Below are 18218 nucleotides of genomic sequence, written 5' to 3'. Positions count from 1 at the left end.
AAGCCCGCTCCCACAGGCACTGCGCTGACTCACCAAACCACGCGGGCCCTGTAGGAGCGGGCTTGCCCGCGAAGCGCCGCGCTAGCGGAGCCATCTTCAGCGCAGCGCTATATCCTGAGCCATCCATAAGCTTGTCCTGCGTCAACCCCTAGCCCCTTACCTCCTAAAGAGCCATAGATAATGGCCTAATAGTGGCGTTTAATGGCCGCATAATAACGACACACGGATGACCACGAAGATGATGCGAGAAGGATCTCTGCCCGCCAGCCAATCACTCCAGCCGACACCTGGCCGAATCCCTGTCACCGTCGCCCTGTTGCAAGGCCTGGCGCTGGGCGTTGTGCTGGCCGCGATGGCCTTTGCTCAACTGCCGTTCTATCTGGCGTTACCCTTGGCGTTGTTGGTGCTGTGGATCCCGCTCTGGCGCCGTAAGCCAGCGGCTGCCGACGTCGCCGAGCAGCCATTACCCATGCCCCACGATCTGACCCAGAGCTTGGCGCGCAATACCACGCATAACGCGCTGTCCGCCGCTGCCATGGCGTTTTCGGTACAGCAGCTGGCCACGCGCTTGCAGTCGCAGTTGGGCGCCGCCTCGCGAATCGTCGACAGTGCGCAGATCATGATCGGTACCGAGAAGGCCACCGCCCAGCTCAGCCAGCAAGCCCTGGACGCCGCACGTACTGCGCATGTCAGCAGCGCTGCGGGTCGCGAGGTACTGGCCGACTCGATCCAGCGCATGCATCAGCTCAGCACTCGCGCAACCGCCAGCCGCGAGTTGATCGAAGCGTTGCATCAGCGCAGCGAGGACATCGCCCGGGTCACCCTGGTGATTCAGGCCATCGCCAGCCAGACCAACTTGCTGGCGCTCAACGCCGCCATCGAGGCCGCCCGTGCGGGTGAGCATGGGCGTGGCTTCGCGGTCGTCGCCGACGAGGTGCGGGGGCTGGCGGGGCGTACTGCGGCAGCTACCGGCGAAGTGGGAGAGATGGTGGCCGATATTCAGGCGCGTACCGCCCAGGTGGTCGAGCAGATCCGCAACTTGGCCGGCGATCTGAGTAGCGGCCTGGAGCAGGTCGAAGATACTGGCGAGCAGCTGACTCAGATTGCCCAGCTTGCCGCCAGCGTGGAGCACCAAGTGGGTGAGATCGCCGAGGGTACCGCAGTCAACCAAGTGCAACTGGACAACTTGTTTCAAGCGGTGGGGCAGGTGCGCGCCGACCTTGAACTCAGTGACCAGCAGACCCAGCGCCTGGCCCAGGCAGCGGTGCAGATGGAGAGCCAGGCCGAAGCGCTCAGCGAACGCCTGGCCGAAGTCGGTCTGGATGACTATCACCAGCGCATTTTCGACTTGGCTATGCGGGGGGCACAGGCGATTGGCGAGCGCTTCGAGCAGGATATCGAGCAAGGTCTCATCAGCCTGGATGATTTGTTCGATCGCCGCTATCAGCCTATCCCCGGCATGCGCCCACCGCGTTTCAACACGCGTTTTGATCAGTACACCGACAGTGTGCTGCCAGGCATCCAGGAGCCGCTGCTGACCCAACACGAGGGCATGGTCTATGCCATCGCCTGCACCCCAGAAGGTTACGTGCCCACCCACAATGCGGCGTTCAGCCTGCCGCTCACCGGTGATGAGGCCCATGACACCGCGCACAATCGCAGCAAACGGCTGTTCGATGACCGCACTGGCATACGCTGCGGCAGTCATCAGCAGCGCCTGCTGTTGCAGACCTACAGCCGCGATACTGCTGAGCTGATGCACGATCTGTCGGTGCCGGTATTCGTCAAAGGCCGGCACTGGGGTGGTTTGCGCCTGGGTTATCGACCCGAGCCTGGGCTCGATTGAACCCTGGGTTTATTGCTGTTGGCGCAAAACAGCAGTACGGGCGAGTGCTTTTATTCAGCCCCGAGCGGGCGTATCATAGCTATATCGTTAGGTTGCTAATTAAATTCCGGAGGGGATTATGCATAGCCGAGTCGATGTTGCCGTAATGATAGGCTCCGGGGTGCCTGCTACCTTCAAGGCCATGGGGCGTAGGGTGTGTTGGGTGGTGTTGGTCAATGGCGAGCGGCGTGGTACGGCGTTCGCCAGCCGCGGCGAAGCGCTCGAGTGTCAGGCCGCCTGGATGGCTCAGCTAGCCAAGGGGCAGGCAGCCTGAGGGTTGCCTCATCGTTCAAGATGGCGAGCCAGTTCACAGGCATCCTGGTGACGCCGCCTGAAGCCCTTGACTCGCCCAGTTGAGCTTTCGGTAACATGGAAGAAGGCGATACCGGCCGGGATTACCACGAAACGCGGCTCTTTTTTGTCCCGATAGAGGTAAGAAATTTCTTTCACCTCTCGACGGATTTCGGTGTTTTCGTGCATATTTCGTCCCTTGTAATGCGCTGATGAATGCTGAGGCCCATTCTGTGGGGGCCTGCTGTTATCTATTGCATCTTTTCTGGCATTGCTGTTGTCAGACATTACGCTTCCCTAATGGGGAAAACTGCCGTTATCAGGTTGTGACGCTTTGGCTGGCGAGCTGGAGTAATAATTCCTGCGCGACGTATCGCCAATGTTCACAGGCCCATCGTGCATGGTTTTAATAATCTTTTAAGCATCGTTTAGAAATGACCGCGCCGCTCCGGGGTTCCGAAGGGGTGCGCATGTAACCGGTTTGAGGAACTCTTCATTGGCAGTCAGTACACTCGATACCCACGCATTGTTTGCCTTGGGTGATTTGCGGGCCAAGTTGGTCAAGCTGTTCCAAGGGCGGTTTGTCTATGTCACCGAGCAAAGTCCTGAAGGCCTGTACATGGCTGAGATCGACACTGAAAGCGCTCTGGTGGTCGATGACAAGCCACGCCTGGAACTCAAGGTTGGTGATCACTTTCGCGCGGCAGTATTGCCCAGTCGTGAGGGTGGCAAGCTGGAACTGCGTTTTCGTGAAATCAAGCTCAATGTCTATGGCCAGGGCGACTATGCCTTTGTCTCGGTCCCGGAAGGTGATGGCATCGTGTTCCGCAACGGTCACGGGGTAATGCTGGTGTTCGCCGCACAGCAGCAAGTGCAGGAAGGCCTGGGCAAGATGCTCAAAGCGGTAACCGGCAAAGTTGCCAAATGGCGCAAGGGCGAACTCACCACGTTCAAGGCTAGCGAGTGAGCACTGAAGGCCCGCCTGCTGGACGGGCGCAGTTTCACACTCAGCATCAAGCCCGCGCTACGGCGCAAGCCGAGCAACTGTTGGCGCGCAAAGATGAGCTGGGCGGTGCCTGGTTAGGCTGGGTGGCGGGTGAGCTGTACCGGCTCAACCCCGCGCCGTATGCCGCGATGGTGCGACGTGAGCTAGAGAGGCTGAGCCAGGATCCAGGCTAGTGGGTGCGTAGCTGAGGCCGGTTCAGTTGCCGCGATCGCGGCCGCTGCTGACTTCTTCTGGCACCGATGCCCCCGACATGCGCTTGCGAAACAAGGCCGCTCTGGCGAGCAGCAGTGTGGTCACCGGCACGGTGATCGACAGCAAGATTGGAATCAGCCAGGCATGCAGCACCGGCCCTTGCTTGACCCATGAAAAATACACGATCGACGCCAGGCTGACGCACCAGGCGCCGATGGTCGAAGCCAGCGCGGGCGGGTGCATGCGTTGGAAGTAGTCTTTCATGCGCACCAGCCCCAGGGCACCGATCAGGGCGAACAGGCTGGCGGTCAGCAGCAGGGCGGCAGTGACCAGCTCCAGCCACAATGGCAGTTCAAGGGCTTCGGTCATTCGATCACCTCACCGCGCAAGAGAAATTTGGCCAGGGCGAAAGAGCCGACGAAGCCGAACAGGGCGATTAGTAGTGCGCCCTCGAAATAGGTATCACTGGCGTAGCGAATGCCCAGCACCAGCATCATCAGCATGGCCAGGATGTACAGGTAGTCCAGCGCCAGCACCCGGTCCTGGGCGGACGGGCCGCGAAACAGCCTGACCAGCGCCAGGGCCATGGCGATGGCGAAGATGAACAGGCTGGCGAGAATGGCGTTGGCGAGCAGGCCTGTCATTCGAAAATCTCCATCAGCGGGCGTTCATAGGTGTGCTTGAAGTGTTCGATGAAGTCCGCTTCGTCGTCCAGGTCGAACACATGCAGCAGCAGGACACTGCGGTCCAGCGCCAGCTCCGACCAAACGGTACCGGGGACCACCGTGGTGATCATCGATAAGGCCGCCAGGCCGTGGGCATCGCGCAAGGCCAAGGGAATGTGGACGAACGCCGAGCGTGGCGGACGGCTGCCGGCACGCAGCACGCTACGCGCTACCAGCAGGTTCGAAATGATCACATCCAGGCCAACGCGGCCGATCAGCTTGGCGATCACCCACGGCCGGTGCACGTGTGCGTGCTGGGGGCGCAACGGCGCCATCAGGATCGGCGCGAGAATGCCCAGCAGAGCGCCCAGCAGCAGATTGCCAGGGCTCAGTGACAGGTTCAGCAGCAGCCACAAAACGAACAGTGCAACGGACAGTAGCGGTGCGGGGAAGACTCGGCTCATGGCTGCACCTGTACGTCAAAGGTGGTGGGGCCTGGGACCGGCCGGGTAGCCATCACCGCTTCGATATAGGCATCAGGCGCTTGCAGGCTCGCGGCGGTATCCTGGGTGTAACGCAGCAGTGGCTCGGCCCTGAAGCTCAAGATGATGCACAAGCCGAGCAGGATCACGATCGGCAGGCATTCATAGCGTCGCAGCAGTGGCGAAGGGCGCTCTTCAGGCTTCCAGAAACGCTGGATACCGACACGGCCGAAGGCGATCAGCGAGGCCATGCCCGACAGGATCAACAGCGTTACCAGCGCCCAGCCAGCGGCGGACAACGGCTGCTCGGGGGCGGTGCCCAGGCCGAGCGGATTGAACAGCGCGCTGATCAGGCCCAGTTTGCCAATAAAGCCAGACAGCGGCGGCATGCCAATGATCAGCAAGGCGCAGGCAATGAAACTCAAGCCCAGGAAGGCCATGGTCCAGGGGATGATCTGGCCGATTACCGCCTTCTGCTCGTCGTCCAGGTTGATGCCCTTGGGCGGGTGCAGTGACTCCAACGGCGAAGGCATGCCTTCGTCATCATCCAGCGGTGCTTCATTGGCCGAGCGCGAACGTTCGACCAGCTCGGCCAGCAAGAACAGCGCGCACAGTGCCAGGGTCGAGCTGACCAGGTAGAACAGCGCGCTGCCGGTGAGGATCGGCTGGCCAAAGCCCACTGCGGCCATCAGCGTGCCGGCCGAAACCAGAATGCTCAGTGCCGCCATGCGCTCCAGGCGCTGGGCAGCGAGAATGCACACTGCCGCCACTGCCAGGGTTGCCAGGCCGCCGTAGATCAGCCATTGCCCACCAAAGTGCGCCGAAGCACCGGCCTGGCCGGAAAACAGCAACGTCCATAGGCGCAGCACTGCGTACAGGCCAACCTTGGTCATGATCGCGAACAGCGCCGCCACCGGCGCGCTGGCCGAGGCATAAGCGGGCACCAGCCAGAAGTTCAGCGGCCAGATACCGGCCTTGGCCAGGAACGCCATCGCCAGGATCGCCGCGCCCGCATGCAGCAGGCCCCGGTCAGCCTCCGGCACCAGCGGGATCTTCAACGCCAGGTCGGCCATGTTCAGTGTACCGGTGACCCCATACAGCATCGCCGCGCCGATCAGAAACAGCGAGGAAGCGAACAGGTTGATCGCGATGTAATGCAGCCCTGCCTTGACCCGTGCGCGCCCCGAGCCGTGCAGCAGCAAGCCGTAAGAGGCCGCCAGCAACACTTCGAAGAACACGAACAGGTTGAACAGGTCGGCGGTCAAGAACGCCCCATACAAGCCCATCAGCTGGATCTGGAACAGCGCATGGAAGCTGGCCCCGGCGCCATCCCAACGGGCGCGGGCGAACAGCAGCGCGCTGACTCCGACGATACCGGTGAGGGTCAGCATCAGCGCCGAGAGGTGATCGACTACCAGTACGATGCCAAAGGGCGCCGGCCAGTTGCCGGGCAGGTACACGCCAATCGACTCGGCCTGACCTTGAGTGCGCACCCAGGTGAGCAGGGTGATGGCAATCGCCAGGCCAATGATGCTCGACAGCAGGTTCAGATGGCCCTTGAGGCGCCGACGTTTCTCACCGAGCAACAGCATTAGCGAGGCAGTCACCAGCGGTAGCAGGATCGGCGCGATGATCAGTTGATTCATCCAGCTCATTCGTCACGCTCCCGGCCATCGACGTGGTCGGTGCCGGTCAGGCCGCGCGAGGCCAGCAGCACTACCAGGAACAGTGCAGTCATGGCAAAGCTGATGACGATCGCGGTGAGCACCAGTGCCTGGGGCAGCGGGTCGGTGTAGTTGAGCAGGTCTTGCGGTACGCCATCCTTGATGATCGGCTCCTTACCGATGAACAGGCTGCCCATGCTGAAGATGAACAGGTTGACCCCATAGGAGAGCAGGCACAGGCCCATGATCACCTGGTAGGTCCGTGGACGCAGGATCAGCCAGACGCCGGAGGCGGCCAGGACACCGATGGCTACTGCTATGACTTCTTCCATCAGGCGGCTCCTGCTTGGCTGGATTGCTGTGGGTTGGTTCTCTGCGGGCTGCTTGGGCGATAGGCGCGGACCGATTGGTGCGCCAGCGCGGTCAGGATCAGCAGGGTCGAGCCCACTACCACGGTGTATACGCCGATGTCGAAGAACAGCGCGCTGGCCACGTGTACATCACCCAGCAAAGGCAGGTGCAGGTGGGCGGTATGGGTGGTCAGGAACGGGTAGCCCAACAGCATCGCGCCGGCACCGGTCAGGGTCGCGCAAAGCAGGCCGGTGCCCATCCAGCGCAGCGGTCGCAGGCTCATCTGCGCCTCGACCCATTGGGTGCCGGCGACCATGTACTGCAGGATGAACGCCACCGACATCACCAAGCCGGCGACGAAGCCGCCTCCCGGTTGGTTGTGACCGCGCATGAACAGGTACATCGACACCAGCAGGGCGATTGGCAGCAGCAGGCGCACCAGCGCAGCCGGGACCATCATGAAGCCCAGAGCGGTATCGGTGGCGTGCCGCGGGTTGATCAGGTCGGTGACCACGTCCGGCGCCAATTGGCGTTGCTGGGCAGGCAACTGCATGCTCTCTTTCGGCGGGCGGAAGCGACGCAGCAGGGCAAAGACGGTCAAGGCCACGGCGACCAGGACGGTGATTTCGCCGAGGGTGTCGAAACCGCGGAAGTCCACCAGCATCACATTGACCACATTGGTACCGCCGCCTTGCGGCAGCGCGCGGCTGAGGTAGAACGAGGAAATGTCGTTGGGCGTTGGCCGGGTCAGCATGGCGTAGGACAGCAGCGCCATGCCACCACCGACCAGCACCGCCAGCAGCAAGTCGCGCAGGCGCCGCAGGCGCGCGCGCTCCTGGCTGCCAGGAAGCGGCGACACTCCTTCGATCCGGCGCGGTAGCCAGCGCAGGCCAAGCAGGATCAGCACGGTGGTGACCACTTCTACTGCCAGTTGGGTCAGGGCCAGGTCAGGCGCGGAGAACCAGACAAAGGTGATGCAAGTCATCAGGCCGCAGACGCTGACCATGATCAGCGCAGCCAGACGGTGGTACTTGGCTTGCCAAGCGGCGCCGATGGCGCAGGCAATGGCAATCAGCCAAAGTGCGACGAAGACCCCGGAGCCTGGGATTTTCGGTCGATCACCCCAGGTCAGGCCGGTATACAGCACTGGCATGAGGCCGGCGATAAACGCCGCCAGGACCAGCATGAACAGTTGTTTTTGCAGGCGGCGGGTGGTGAGTACGCCTTCAACGCGGCGCGCCAGCAACATCAGGCGCACCAAACCGTGCTCGAACAGGCGCTTGCCATTGAAGCGCTCGATCAGCGGCGGATAAGGGAAGCGGCCCCGACGCAGTTGCTTGCGCAGCAGCAGGTAGAGCACCACACCGCCGCACATGGCGATCAGGCTCATGATCAACGGTGCATTCCAGCCATGCCAGATCGCCAGGCTGTATTCCGGCAAGGTACCGCCGACCACTGGCAACGCTGCCGCAGCGAGCAGCGGGCCAACCGATTGAGCGGGAAAGATGCCCACCACCAGGCAGGTCAGCACCAGCAGTTCGACCGGCGCGCGCATCCAGCGCGGGGGTTCGTGCGGAGTATGCGGCAGGTCTTGCGCAGTTGGGCCGAAAAACACATCGACGGTGAAGCGCAGCGCATAGGCGACGCTGAAGGTGCCGGCCAGGGTGGCGATCACCGGCAGGGCGGCCTCGACCCAGGCGGTGGAACTGATGAACACGGTTTCGGCGAAGAACATTTCCTTGGACAGGAAGCCGTTCATCAGCGGTACGCCTGCCATCGAGGCGCTGGCGACCATGGCCAGGGTGGCGGTGTATGGCACCAGCCGGATCAGACCGCTGAGGCGGCGAATGTCGCGGGTGCCGCTCTCGTGGTCGATGATCCCGGCCGCCATGAACAGCGACGCCTTGAAGGTGGCGTGGTTGAGGATATGGAACACGGCGGCGACTGCGGCCAGTGGGCTGTTCAAACCCAATAGCAGGGTAATCAGGCCCAGGTGGCTGATGGTCGAGTAGGCCAGCAAGCCTTTGAGGTCGTTCTGAAACATCGCGGCAAAGGCGCCCAGTAGCAGGGTGATCGCCCCAGCGCCGCCGACGATCCAGAACCATTCTTCGCTACCCGCCAGGGTCGGCCACAGCCGGGCCAATAGGAATACCCCGGCTTTGACCATGGTGGCCGAGTGCAGATAGGCCGATACCGGGGTGGGTGCTGCCATGGCATGTGGCAGCCAGAACTGGAAGGGGAACTGCGCACTTTTGCTCAGCGCGCCAATCAGGATCAGCGGCAGCAACACCGGATACAGGGCGTGCTGCCGTACCGCCTCGCCGGAGGCGAGGACCTTGTCCAGGTCATAGCTGCCGACCACATGGCCAAGCAGCAGGGCCCCTACCAACAGGCACAGCCCGCCCGCGCCGGTGACCATCAACGCCATGTAGGCGCCGCGACGGGCGTCGGCGCGGTGGTGCCAGTAGCCGATCAGCAAGAACGAGAACAGGCTGGTCAGCTCCCAGAAGAACACCAGCTGGATTAGATTGCCAGAGATCACCAGGCCGAGCATTGCGCCCATGAAGGCCAGGAAAAACGCGAAGAAACGCGGCACCGGATCTTGCGGCGACATGTAGTAACGGGCGTACAGTGACACCAGCGTGCCGATGCCCAGTACCAGCAGCGAGAACAGCCAGGCAAAGCCGTCCATTCGCAGCACCAGGTTCAAACCCAGGCTAGGCAACCAGAGAAATTCTTCGCGAATCACCCCGCCGTCGGCAATTTGCGGGTACATCAGTGCCACCTGGACGGTGCCGACCAACGCCACAAGCCCGGCGAGAATGGACTCGGCATTTCGCGCGTTGTGCGGCAGGACGGCTGCCAGGCAACTGCCCAGGAACGGCAGAAGCAATAGCACTATCAATGACATAGCGACCTAATCTGGAGAAGTTTCCAAGGATAATACGTGCCGGGAAGGTGATCACCAACACGCAAGCTGTCGCAGAATCATACAAAAGGGGTGTGACACGCTGTTTTTTTATAACAGTTTTTTTCAAAGCATAGCTGCTGTTTGCCGCTTTATTGTCTTGTTTCGCGTTCGCCTTGAGCATGGTGCAGGTCTTCGGCTTGCTGTTGCTCGGTGTCGCGCGTCCGGCGTACTTTCAACTCACTGACGATAACCGCGACCACAATTAGCAGGCCACCCAGCAGCGCAACGCCTGGCAGCCGCTCGCCGGCAATGCGTCCGACTACCCCAGCCCAGACCGGCTCACCTGCATAGATCAGGGTCGCCCGGGTGGGCGAAACCGATTTCTGAGCCCAGTTCATCGCCACCTGGATGATCGCACTCATCAGGCCCAGCCCAAGCGCGCTGGTCAGCAACAGCCAGGAGAAGTCCGGCAGTTGTTCTTGGGTCGGCACGATCATCAGGAACGACAAGGCCGAGGCGGTAGCCAGTTGTACCACGGTGACCCGGCGCACGTCGACTTGGCCGGCGTATCGACTGATCAGGATGATTTCACCGGCAATCGCCACCGCGCTGACCAGCGTTACCAGTTCGCCTTCGCTGAAGTGCAGGCTGCCACCGGTGGGGCCGGCGAGCAGCATCAGGCCCACAAACGCCAGGCAGATACCAATGCTTGGCATCAGTCCAGGGCGACGGCCCAGCACCAGCCATTGCAGCAGCGGCACGAACGGCACGTAAAGGGCCGTGATGAACGCCGATTGACTGCTGCTGATGGTCTGTAGGCCCATGGTCTGCAAACCGTAGCCGAGCATGATCGTCACGCCGATCAGCACCCCGGCCTTGAGCTCGGTGAAGGTTAGCCCTGACAGTGCGCGCGCCGACACCAGCCCAACGAACAAAGCGGCCGCAGCAAAACGCAGGCCGACGAAGAACATCGGCCCGCTGACGGTCATGACGTTGTGCACGATCAGGAAGGTGCCGCCCCACAGCATGGTGATGAACACCAGCACCAACTCGGCTTTACTCAGGCGCAAGGAAACGGAGGTGTGTGGGCTGCTGGGGGCTTGGCTCATGGTCTTGCACACTCGGCGGAGGCGGCGCACAATCGCCACAAAGTGGGCAGTATACTGCGCAACCTAGATGAGTGAGCAATATAGTGCACAAAAATTCTGCGCACCGAGCCTCAGTGCTTCAGCATGTCAGTCAGAATGTTCGTCAACTGCGCGCTGCTGCTAGCTTGAGCCAGGCCGCCTTGGCTGAGCGTTCCGGGGTCAGTCGGCGGATGCTGGTGGCTATCGAGGCGGGTGAAAAGAACGTCAGCCTGACCACCTTGGACCTGATCGCCGAAGCCCTTGGGGTGGCCTTCAGCACCTTGATCCAGGCGCCGGACAAGCGCGACCCAAGCCGAATCAACGAGTTGGCCTGGGCCGGCGAGCGTGCCGGTAGCAAAGCCGTGTTGCTCGGCACCAGCCCGGCCCGGCGCGAGGTCGAACTGTGGGAATGGACCTTGGCCCCAGGCGAATGCTACGCCAGCGAAGCCGACGCCCAGGGCTGGAGCGAGCAGATCTACGTCGCCGAGGGCCGTCTGACCTTGATCATCGAAGGGCAGGTCCACGTGCTTGGCGCGGGTGACTTCCATGTCTTTCCCAGCGACTGCACCTATGCCTACCGCAACGAAGGTGACTTACCTGTGCGCTTCGTGCGCAATGTGGTGATCTGAGGTTTAGCGTTGGTAGCTGTCCAGCAGCTTGTCGGTACTTTCGACCTCGGCATAGGCAAATGCCAAGGCGGCCATCGCCGCTGCGTGGACCTGCGCCGCAGGCACTTGCTGGTCGGTGAAGTCCAGGGGCAGGGTGGCGCAGGCATCGTGGGCGACTGAGACTTGGTAGCCGAAATCAGCCGCAGCGCGGGTGGCGGCGTCGATACACATGTGGCTCATGCTGCCGACAATGGTCAGTTTGTCGATACCACGTTGATCCAACACGGCCTTGAGGTTGGTATCGCGAAAAGCATTTACCTGGTGCTTGAGCACCACCGGCTCGCCTTCGAGCGGGGTCACTTTGTGATGTATCTGTGCCCCTTCGGATGCGGGAGTGAAAAACGGTGCGTCGGCAGATTCGAACTCATGACGTACATGCACCACCAGGTCACCGCGCTCGCGGGCGGCGGCCAGCAGCCGGGCGGCATTGTCAGCTGCCGCGTCGGCGCCTTCCAAGGTCCATTTGCCCCCTGCGAAGTAATCGTTCTGGATATCGATGATGATTAAAGCCTGGTTGCTCATTGCTGCCTCCTGTGGGGTCTTGGCGAATGTCAGTCAAGCGTAGTCGTTTGCCACGGGCAGGTGAGGACCGGGGCCTTCCTCGGCCATACGATCATGGTGATTGCGCAGCGGGCACTCCTTGAGTGACATGCAGCCGCAACCAATGCAGCCATCGAGCTGGTCGCGCAGCAGGGTCAGCGCTTCGATGCGCTGGTCCAGGTCTTGGCGCCAGCGTGCGGACAGTCGCTGCCAGTCTTCGGCGCTGGGGGTGTGGTCTTGTGGCAGGCTGGCCAAGGCCTGGGCGATGTCGGCCAGCGGGATGCCCAAGCGCTGGGCCATTTTGATCACCGCCACCCGGCGCAGCATCGCCCGTGGATAGCGGCGCTGATTGCCCGCATTACGAGTGCTGTGGATCAAGCCTTTGGTTTCGTAGAAGTGCAGGGCGGTGACCGCTACCCCGCTGCGACTGGCGAGCTGGCCGACGCTGAGCAGGCGTTCTTCGCTGTTGGGCGATTTGCTCGGCATGAAAATAGTCCTTGACCTTGAGTTAACTGGAGGTTTTACCCTGCCGGCCATCATTGCTGCAAGTATCCGCTACAAGGAGACAGCCCATGACGGCAAACCCTAATGCCCTGTGGTTCACCCAGATGATCGAATACGAAGTGCCAGCGGCGCGTCAGGCTGCACTGGCTCAAGCGTTGGTGCTGCGCAGTGAGCAGCTGGCCTCGCGCTGCGAAGGCTTGCTGGGTGTGAGCATCCAGGCCAGCGACGATGGCAGCCGCGTGCTGCAATACCTGCAATGGCAATCGCGTTATGAATGGGCTGCGGCAAGCGCGTGCTTTGTCGAGGAGCCGTTCCTTGACCTGCTCTGCCAGCATCAGGCCAAGGGGGTGAATTTCGCGGCTTATCAGACCTTGCGCAGTCTGGTGCGCGGCGCCGATGGCGGCTTGCACTGCGAGGTTGGCGAGCCTCAGGCGTACCAGGGCGCGTAATGCGGGTAGCGGTCCAGGCGCGCGCCGATGACCATTTCGCTGATCCATGCAGCGAGGATCGCGCTATAGGCCTTCTGGCTTTCCTCACTGGACAACGCATGGTCGGCGCCATCGACAGTGCGATGGGTCAGGGAGTGGGCGCTGACGAACGCTGAGCGGTAGCTCATCAAGGTGCTGTGTGGGACATAGTCGTCCTGCTCGGACTCAACCAACAGCACGTCGCCGGCAAACTCCGCGCAGGCGGCCAGGGCACGGTTGTCGGCCGGGCCTAGGCTGCGTTGGCGGTAGGCATTCAGGCGCTGGCGGTCGAGCGCCTGCTTGGGGATGTTGAACTCATCGTCCCAGTACAGCGCCGGCACGCGCATGGCCAGCCATTTCACTGGGCGCTGCAAGGTCAGTAGGGTCGCCAGGTAGCCGCCGTAACTGCTGCCGATGATGGCAATCGCGCCAGGGTCAACTGCAGGATGGCTGACCAGCCGATCATAGGCGGCCAACAGGTCATCCAGGTTTTGCTCGCGGGTGACGGTCAGGCGCTGGCTTTCGGTTTTTTCATGGCCGCGCAGATCAAAGGTCATGCAGACGCAACCTAAGCCGGTGATCTGCCGCGCCCGGGCCAGGTCGCGCTGCTGGCTGCCACCCCAGCCGTGGACGAACAGAATGCCTGGCATCTTGCTGCCAGGGCTGACCAAGGTTCCAGCGATGGTTTCGCCTTGGACCTGCAATTCGACGGTCTCACTCTGAATGGCCATGCTCGCGGATCCGTGCGTATTTGCTGAATTGTCCGAGTTCACTGTCGTTCCCCTGATAGAAGAGAGTGGCGTCTGCGGGCAGCGTCGTGGTGCCGAACACTTCGTGACTCGAGGCTTGCACCCGTTGCAGGGTCGGGTCATCGGCGAACGCCCGCAAGGCCAGTACTTCGGCACTGCTGGCGCCGCCTAGTCGCCAGGATTGTTCGAGCACACCGCTGCGCATATGGTTGTGCTGATCCAGCCCGCGCGCGATGTCGTAATTGCGCCGCGAGGCAAGAAAGCCTGGGAAGTGCTGCTCAGCGGCTTGTTCATAGGCCATGGCTTGATTGACTGCCAAGCGAACCGGGTCTTCCAGTGGCAATTGCAGCAGGGCCTGGTAGTCACCCCGTACCACCAGCAGATCCGATCCGCCGTATACCTCGATACCTTGGTGGTCATGGGTCAGGCGCTGGGTGCCGTGATAGCTGCAGGTCAAGCCGGCCACTCGCACCTGGCCGACGCTGAAGGTTTGCACATCAGTGAGATTTTCCTCCAGGACCAGTCCGCAAAGGCTCAATGTCTGGTCATCCATTTCAGCCAGTAACGGTTCCAGCTGATCGATCTGTTCGATGACTTCCTGGCCACGACCTGCGGTTGCCAACACGGGCTTGATCCGCACCGCCCCCTCAGGTAGCAGCAGCTGCGCCGCACGCCGGGCGTCGTCCTTGCTGAACACGGTATAACCCTTGAGCAGCGCATCACTGGCCTGCTGGGCGAAGGCGTCGGTCCAGCCCGGTGGAAAACTGCCATTGGCGGGCAACGGATGGGAGATCGCCTTGGTAGCTATATAAGGATGGCTGACCATGCCGCCGAACAGGTCCTGCTCGCTGTTGATACCCATACCGCGGTAGCGCTGCGGATCGATCAGGGTTTCGGTAGGGAGGTAGTAGTAGCGATCAGCTGCGGTTGGTGGCTGATCAGGCTGTGTACAGTTTATGCCCAGCAGCTTGGCCAGGTGCTCGGCCAGCTGCAGATGGGTGGCGTGCTCGTGCTCAGGGGTGTGCTCGCGGGTGTCGAGCAGTACTACGGCGCTGTGCGGTTGTGGAGAACAGGGCATGTGCAATCTCGTCCGCTGGGCGTGTATGAAATGTGAAGCCGCAGCGGCGGCGAAGTTCAGCAAGATTGATCGACGGTGGCGGGGATAACGGCATCGTGCCGATTGCGGCGAGCTGGCAGCTGTTCCATTATCGAGGCCATTGAATGTCGAAGAAGTTATCGCAGGAGTGCGCATGAACAGTCAGTCCCCGATTCAGCAAAGCGTGCCAGCGCGCCTCGCACGCCTGCGTGAGGTCATGGCCAAGGAAGGGGTGGACGCCTTGCTGGTGCCTTCTGCCGATCCGCATCTGTCGGAATATCTGCCGGGCCATTGGCAAGGGCGCCAGTGGTTGTCCGGTTTTCATGGATCGGTCGGGACCCTGGTAGTAATGGCGGATTTCGCCGGGCTGTGGGTCGACAGCCGCTATTGGGAGCAGGCGCAGAACGAGCTCGCCGGCAGTGGTATCGAACTGATGAAAATGCTGCCCGGCCGGCCTGGCGCGTTGGAGTGGCTAGGGGAAAACATCAAGCAGCAAGGCTGCGTGGCAGTGGATGGTGCGGTGCTGGCGCTGAGTGCTTCTCGCCAATTGGCGCAGAACCTTCAAGCGCGAGGGGCGCAGCTCAAGACCGACAAGGACCTGCTTGAGCACGTGTGGGAGGGCCGCCCGGCGCTGCCTGGCAATCCTGTCTATCAGCACTTGCCACCGCATGCCACGGTCAATCGCGCGCAGAAGCTGGCGGATCTGCGCCAGACCATGCGGGATAAGGGCGCGCACTGGCACCTCATTGCCACCCTTGACGACATTGCCTGGTTGTTCAACCTGCGCGGTAGCGATGTTTCCTACAATCCGGTGTTCGTCTCCTTTGCCTTGATCAGCCAGGAGCAGGCGACGTTGTTCGTCGGGCTGGAGAAGATTGATCCGCATCTGCGTCAGGTGTTGTCGGTCGACGGCATTGAAGTGCTGGGCTATGAGCAGATCGGGGCGGCGTTGGCGGCTATCGGCAAAGGCAGCCGGCTGCTGGTCGATCCGACGCGAGTTACCTGCGGGTTGCTGGATAAGCTCGATGCGCAGGTGTCATTGCTTGAAGGGGTCAACCCGACGACCTTGAGCAAGTCTCGCAAGGGCGAGCAGGACCTTGTGCATATCCGCAAGGCCATGGAGCAGGATGGTGCTGCACTGTGCGAGTTCTTCGCCTGGTTCGAAGCGACCCTGGGCAAGGAACCCATTACCGAACTGACTATCGATGAGCGCCTGACCGCCGCCCGTGCCCGGCGACCAGACTTTGTCTCACTGAGTTTCTCCACCATCGCTGCGTTCAATGGCAATGGGGCGATGCCGCACTACCGCGCCACCGAGCAATCGCATGCGCTGATCGAAGGTGATGGCTTGCTGCTGATCGATTCGGGCGGCCAGTATCTGGGGGGCACCACTGACATTACGCGGATGGTGCCGATTGGTAGTCCGACTATTGAGCAGCGCCAGGATTGCACGCGGGTGCTCAAGGGCATGATCGCGCTGTCGCGGGCGACCTTCCCGCGCGGTATCCTCTCGCCGCTGCTCGATGCCATCGCCCGCGCGCCGATTTGGGCTGACCAGGTCGACTATGGTCATGGCACCGGCCATGGTGTGGGCTATTTCATGAATGTGCATGAGGGGCCGCAGGTCATCGCCTATCAGGCGGCGACCACGCCACAAACCGCGATGCAGGCGGGCATGATCAGCTCGATCGAGCCGGGAACCTATCGGCCAGGTGAGTGGGGCGTGCGGATAGAGAACCTGGTGGTCAATCGCGAGGTGGGCAAAAGCGCCTTTGGCGATTTCCTGGCCTTTGAAACCTTGACCCTGTGTCCAATCGATAGCCGTTGCCTGCTGCCCGAGATGCTCAGCCAAGAGGAGCTGCGTTGGCTCAACAGCTATCACGCCGAGGTACGTGAGCGGTTGACCCCTCTATTGCAGGGCGAGGCACTGGCCTGGCTGCAGGCGCGCACCGCAGCGATCTGAGCAGCTTGCGCGTGCAATAAAAAGGGCAGCCCGTAGGCTGCCCTTTTGCGTTGCTACTTGCAGATCACGATCATGCTGCGGCTGGTGTAGCCGGCGGGGTTGATCCCGAACAAGTAGTCGCCGGGCTCTTCGTCAGTGTCACCGGAGCGGGCTATGACTTTATAGCCTCGACTGCCGCAAGAGGTGGCTGCCTTGCTGTTGCACTTTTCCCAGGAGGAGGAGAGGCCGGAGCAATTGATATGCAGTCCCTTTTTCCCCCGCTTCACCTCGGTTTTGGCGGTAGCGGCACACCCAGCAATGGCCAAGATGGCCAGGATGAGCAAAATACGTTTCATTCCTGTCCTTAAATGCAGGAGCGACCACATTGCCTGCCCCCGTCGTCATCGCGTCGATTTCTTCCTGAAATTTCCCCAGCGTCCGTGTTCGGCACAGTAGATAGCGTAAATATTATGATTTGGTGACAGCTTAATCAGCCGGGCGGATGGGTACAACCGCTAACGCCGTCTCAAATGGAAATATTTCTCATGTCAGTCGGCGGCTACCGGCGGCGTGGTTTCCTTGCGCATCGACAACGTGGCGCCAACCGATGCGGTGATGATGGCGGCGATGGCCAGCCACTGGGCAACGCTGAGTACCTCGCCCAGGAACAGCAGGCCCGACAGTGCACCGAATGCCGGCTCGATGCTCATCAAGGTACCGAAGGTGCGCGCTGGCATCCGCGTCAGGGCGACCATTTCCAGGCTGTAGGGCAGGGCGGTCGAGAGGATAGCCACGCCCAGTGCCAGGGGAATCAACGCCGGACTGAGCAAAGCGCTGCCCGCGTGCACAACGCCGATGGGGGCAACGAACAGTGCCGCGATCACTACGCCCAGGGCTGCGGTCTGAATACCATTTTCGGCTCCGGCCTTCTGTCCATAAAGGATATACAACGCCCAGCACACTCCGGCGCCAAGCGCGTAGCCGGCGCCTACCAGGTCAATGGCGCTGCCGGTTTGGCCGACCGGTATCAACAGCAGTAGGCCGACGATGGCCAATGCGATCCAGACAAAGTCGATGGCCCGGCGTGAGGCGAGAATCGCAACCGCCAAGGGCCCGGTAAACTCCAGCGCGACGGCAATGCCGAGCGGCACCGTGCGCAGCGACATATAGAAGAGGAAGTTCATTCCGCCCAAGGCCATGCCGTAGATGATCACGCTGCGCCAGGTGCTGCTGTTCATGCGTGCCCGCCAGGGGCGCAATAGAAGCAGCATGATGATGCTGGCAAATACCAGGCGCAGGGTTGTGGTGCCTTGCGCGCCGACCATGGGGAACATGCTCTTGGCTAGGGAGGCGCCGGACTGGATCGACGCCATGGCTATTAATAGCAGGCCAATGGGGAATAGGGTGGTGGCCAGGCTGCGGGGTTGAGTGCTCATGTCTAGGGGGTGATCCATGGGTGATCGTGCGGTTGAGCACTATAGTGCGCAATAGCTGCAAGGGACCGCAAGCGGCACTTTGAACATTAATTGAGGTTTATTGAAATTAAGGGTTGACGCCCTCTCAGATCCCCTTATAATGCGCCCCACTTCCAGCGTAGTTGGAGCGGAAAACTCCTTGAGTATCAACGAGTTAGATGTTCCACGCAGTACTGGAGGTGCTTCGATCTTCTGATCGGCAG

Annotated in this window: 21 protein-coding genes; 7 read left to right on the top strand and 14 right to left on the bottom strand. The window is 61.5% G+C overall.

The window, feature by feature from the left end; translation table 11 throughout:
- Positions 1-226 precede the first annotated feature (226 nt).
- The gene (locus ACF8K2_RS13005; RefSeq protein ID WP_392465170.1) at positions 227-1846 is read left to right on the top strand and encodes a methyl-accepting chemotaxis protein; all 1620 of its coding nucleotides are present in this window, start codon (positions 227-229) and stop codon (positions 1844-1846) included.
- Positions 1847-1964: 118 nt separating this feature from the next.
- Positions 1965-2159, top strand: coding sequence for a hypothetical protein (locus ACF8K2_RS13000; protein ID WP_186555767.1), 195 nt, complete (start codon positions 1965-1967; stop codon positions 2157-2159).
- 8 nt (positions 2160-2167) lie between these two features.
- On the opposite strand, the gene ACF8K2_RS12995 is transcribed toward ACF8K2_RS13000, so the two are convergent.
- Complete coding sequence (locus ACF8K2_RS12995; protein ID WP_186555793.1) at positions 2168-2464, bottom strand: hypothetical protein; 297 nt, start codon at positions 2462-2464, stop codon at positions 2168-2170.
- Positions 2465-2672: 208 nt separating this feature from the next.
- Here ACF8K2_RS12995 and ACF8K2_RS12990 point away from each other — a divergent pair, with 208 nt between their 5' ends.
- Entirely contained in the window at positions 2673-3143 is a 471-nt protein-coding gene (locus tag ACF8K2_RS12990) for a hypothetical protein (protein ID WP_186555768.1), read from the top strand.
- Entirely contained in the window at positions 3140-3355 is a 216-nt protein-coding gene (locus ACF8K2_RS12985; protein ID WP_312155140.1) for a hypothetical protein, read from the top strand. Before ACF8K2_RS12990 ends, ACF8K2_RS12985 begins: the two co-directional genes overlap by 4 nt.
- A 22-nt stretch (positions 3356-3377) precedes the next feature.
- Here ACF8K2_RS12985 and ACF8K2_RS12980 read toward each other — a convergent pair whose 3' ends face one another.
- From ACF8K2_RS12980 to ACF8K2_RS12950, 7 genes are all read right to left on the bottom strand, one after another.
- Entirely contained in the window at positions 3378-3743 is a 366-nt protein-coding gene (locus ACF8K2_RS12980) for a Na+/H+ antiporter subunit G (RefSeq protein ID WP_392465167.1), read from the bottom strand.
- Complete coding sequence (locus tag ACF8K2_RS12975) at positions 3740-4018, bottom strand: K+/H+ antiporter subunit F (RefSeq protein WP_186555771.1); 279 nt, start codon at positions 4016-4018, stop codon at positions 3740-3742. Before ACF8K2_RS12975 ends, ACF8K2_RS12980 begins: the two co-directional genes overlap by 4 nt.
- Positions 4015-4503, bottom strand: a complete 489-nt coding sequence (locus tag ACF8K2_RS12970) for a Na+/H+ antiporter subunit E (RefSeq protein WP_392465166.1) — start codon at positions 4501-4503, stop codon at positions 4015-4017. The genes ACF8K2_RS12975 and ACF8K2_RS12970 overlap by 4 nt, the downstream gene beginning before the upstream one ends.
- Positions 4500-6176: a monovalent cation/H+ antiporter subunit D gene (locus ACF8K2_RS12965; protein ID WP_392465164.1), complete on the bottom strand. Its 1677-nt coding sequence runs from the start codon at positions 6174-6176 to the stop codon at positions 4500-4502. The genes ACF8K2_RS12970 and ACF8K2_RS12965 overlap by 4 nt, the downstream gene beginning before the upstream one ends.
- On the bottom strand, positions 6173-6517 hold the full coding sequence (locus ACF8K2_RS12960) for a Na+/H+ antiporter subunit C (protein WP_186555774.1): 345 nt from the start codon (positions 6515-6517) through the stop codon (positions 6173-6175). Before ACF8K2_RS12960 ends, ACF8K2_RS12965 begins: the two co-directional genes overlap by 4 nt.
- Positions 6517-9447 (bottom strand): monovalent cation/H+ antiporter subunit A, encoded by a 2931-nt coding sequence (locus tag ACF8K2_RS12955; RefSeq protein WP_186555775.1) that lies wholly within the window; start codon positions 9445-9447, stop codon positions 6517-6519. The genes ACF8K2_RS12960 and ACF8K2_RS12955 overlap by 1 nt, the downstream gene beginning before the upstream one ends.
- Positions 9448-9596: 149 nt before the next feature.
- Complete coding sequence (locus ACF8K2_RS12950) at positions 9597-10556, bottom strand: DMT family transporter (protein WP_392465161.1); 960 nt, start codon at positions 10554-10556, stop codon at positions 9597-9599.
- 83 nt (positions 10557-10639) lie between these two features.
- Here ACF8K2_RS12950 and ACF8K2_RS12945 point away from each other — a divergent pair, with 83 nt between their 5' ends.
- Complete coding sequence (locus ACF8K2_RS12945; RefSeq protein WP_392465160.1) at positions 10640-11203, top strand: helix-turn-helix domain-containing protein; 564 nt, start codon at positions 10640-10642, stop codon at positions 11201-11203.
- A 3-nt stretch (positions 11204-11206) separates the two neighbouring features.
- Here ACF8K2_RS12945 and ACF8K2_RS12940 read toward each other — a convergent pair whose 3' ends face one another.
- Complete coding sequence (locus ACF8K2_RS12940; RefSeq protein WP_186555778.1) at positions 11207-11764, bottom strand: cysteine hydrolase family protein; 558 nt, start codon at positions 11762-11764, stop codon at positions 11207-11209.
- 33 nt (positions 11765-11797) lie between these two features.
- Positions 11798-12268, bottom strand: a complete 471-nt coding sequence (gene soxR, locus ACF8K2_RS12935) for a redox-sensitive transcriptional activator SoxR (RefSeq protein ID WP_186555779.1) — start codon at positions 12266-12268, stop codon at positions 11798-11800.
- A gap of 86 nt (positions 12269-12354) precedes the next feature.
- On the opposite strand from soxR, the gene ACF8K2_RS12930 reads away from it, so the two are divergent.
- The gene (locus ACF8K2_RS12930; protein WP_186555780.1) at positions 12355-12735 is read left to right on the top strand and encodes an antibiotic biosynthesis monooxygenase; all 381 of its coding nucleotides are present in this window, start codon (positions 12355-12357) and stop codon (positions 12733-12735) included.
- On the opposite strand, the gene ACF8K2_RS12925 is transcribed toward ACF8K2_RS12930, so the two are convergent.
- Together ACF8K2_RS12925 and ACF8K2_RS12920 are read right to left on the bottom strand one after the other, a co-directional pair.
- Positions 12714-13484 carry a S9 family peptidase gene (locus tag ACF8K2_RS12925; protein ID WP_264234907.1) on the bottom strand — a complete coding sequence of 257 codons (771 nt, stop codon included), beginning with the start codon at positions 13482-13484 and terminating at the stop codon, positions 12714-12716. The genes ACF8K2_RS12930 and ACF8K2_RS12925 overlap by 22 nt on opposite strands.
- Positions 13468-14580: a DUF3182 family protein gene (locus ACF8K2_RS12920; protein ID WP_392465156.1), complete on the bottom strand. Its 1113-nt coding sequence runs from the start codon at positions 14578-14580 to the stop codon at positions 13468-13470. The genes ACF8K2_RS12925 and ACF8K2_RS12920 overlap by 17 nt, the downstream gene beginning before the upstream one ends.
- 172 nt (positions 14581-14752) lie before the next feature.
- Here ACF8K2_RS12920 and ACF8K2_RS12915 point away from each other — a divergent pair, with 172 nt between their 5' ends.
- Entirely contained in the window at positions 14753-16561 is a 1809-nt protein-coding gene (locus ACF8K2_RS12915; RefSeq protein WP_392465155.1) for an aminopeptidase P family protein, read from the top strand.
- A 53-nt stretch (positions 16562-16614) separates the two neighbouring features.
- Here the strand turns inward: ACF8K2_RS12915 and ACF8K2_RS12910 are convergent, their stop codons facing one another.
- Both ACF8K2_RS12910 and rhtA read right to left on the bottom strand, forming a co-directional pair.
- Complete coding sequence (locus ACF8K2_RS12910; protein ID WP_186555784.1) at positions 16615-16896, bottom strand: hypothetical protein; 282 nt, start codon at positions 16894-16896, stop codon at positions 16615-16617.
- 192 nt (positions 16897-17088) lie between these two features.
- Positions 17089-17976: a threonine/homoserine exporter RhtA gene (gene rhtA / locus ACF8K2_RS12905; protein WP_186555785.1), complete on the bottom strand. Its 888-nt coding sequence runs from the start codon at positions 17974-17976 to the stop codon at positions 17089-17091.
- Between the last annotated feature and the right edge of the window lie 242 nt (positions 17977-18218).

Source organism: Pseudomonas sp. xss_2 (assembly GCF_043104195.1).
GTDB classification, from domain to species: Bacteria; Pseudomonadota; Gammaproteobacteria; order Pseudomonadales; family Pseudomonadaceae; genus Aquipseudomonas; species Aquipseudomonas urmiensis.
This window is presented reverse-complemented; position numbering and strand designations above follow the sequence as displayed.

Coding starts and splice junctions, on each gene's coding strand:
- ACF8K2_RS13005 (WP_392465170.1), top strand. CDS start 227: ATGACCACGAAGATGATGCGAGAAGGATCTCTGCCCGCCAGCCAATCA.
- ACF8K2_RS12970 (WP_392465166.1), bottom strand. CDS start 4,503: ATGAGCCGAGTCTTCCCCGCACCGCTACTGTCCGTTGCACTGTTCGTT.
- ACF8K2_RS12975 (WP_186555771.1), bottom strand. CDS start 4,018: ATGACAGGCCTGCTCGCCAACGCCATTCTCGCCAGCCTGTTCATCTTC.
- ACF8K2_RS12915 (WP_392465155.1), top strand. CDS start 14,753: ATGAACAGTCAGTCCCCGATTCAGCAAAGCGTGCCAGCGCGCCTCGCA.
- ACF8K2_RS12965 (WP_392465164.1), bottom strand. CDS start 6,176: ATGAGCTGGATGAATCAACTGATCATCGCGCCGATCCTGCTACCGCTG.
- ACF8K2_RS12930 (WP_186555780.1), top strand. CDS start 12,355: ATGACGGCAAACCCTAATGCCCTGTGGTTCACCCAGATGATCGAATAC.
- soxR (WP_186555779.1), bottom strand. CDS start 12,268: ATGCCGAGCAAATCGCCCAACAGCGAAGAACGCCTGCTCAGCGTCGGC.
- ACF8K2_RS12950 (WP_392465161.1), bottom strand. CDS start 10,556: ATGAGCCAAGCCCCCAGCAGCCCACACACCTCCGTTTCCTTGCGCCTG.
- ACF8K2_RS12910 (WP_186555784.1), bottom strand. CDS start 16,896: ATGAAACGTATTTTGCTCATCCTGGCCATCTTGGCCATTGCTGGGTGT.
- ACF8K2_RS12925 (WP_264234907.1), bottom strand. CDS start 13,484: ATGGCCATTCAGAGTGAGACCGTCGAATTGCAGGTCCAAGGCGAAACC.
- ACF8K2_RS12940 (WP_186555778.1), bottom strand. CDS start 11,764: ATGAGCAACCAGGCTTTAATCATCATCGATATCCAGAACGATTACTTC.
- rhtA (WP_186555785.1), bottom strand. CDS start 17,976: ATGAGCACTCAACCCCGCAGCCTGGCCACCACCCTATTCCCCATTGGC.
- ACF8K2_RS12960 (WP_186555774.1), bottom strand. CDS start 6,517: ATGGAAGAAGTCATAGCAGTAGCCATCGGTGTCCTGGCCGCCTCCGGC.
- ACF8K2_RS13000 (WP_186555767.1), top strand. CDS start 1,965: ATGCATAGCCGAGTCGATGTTGCCGTAATGATAGGCTCCGGGGTGCCT.
- ACF8K2_RS12980 (WP_392465167.1), bottom strand. CDS start 3,743: ATGACCGAAGCCCTTGAACTGCCATTGTGGCTGGAGCTGGTCACTGCC.
- ACF8K2_RS12920 (WP_392465156.1), bottom strand. CDS start 14,580: ATGCCCTGTTCTCCACAACCGCACAGCGCCGTAGTACTGCTCGACACC.
- ACF8K2_RS12955 (WP_186555775.1), bottom strand. CDS start 9,447: ATGTCATTGATAGTGCTATTGCTTCTGCCGTTCCTGGGCAGTTGCCTG.
- ACF8K2_RS12995 (WP_186555793.1), bottom strand. CDS start 2,464: ATGTCTGACAACAGCAATGCCAGAAAAGATGCAATAGATAACAGCAGG.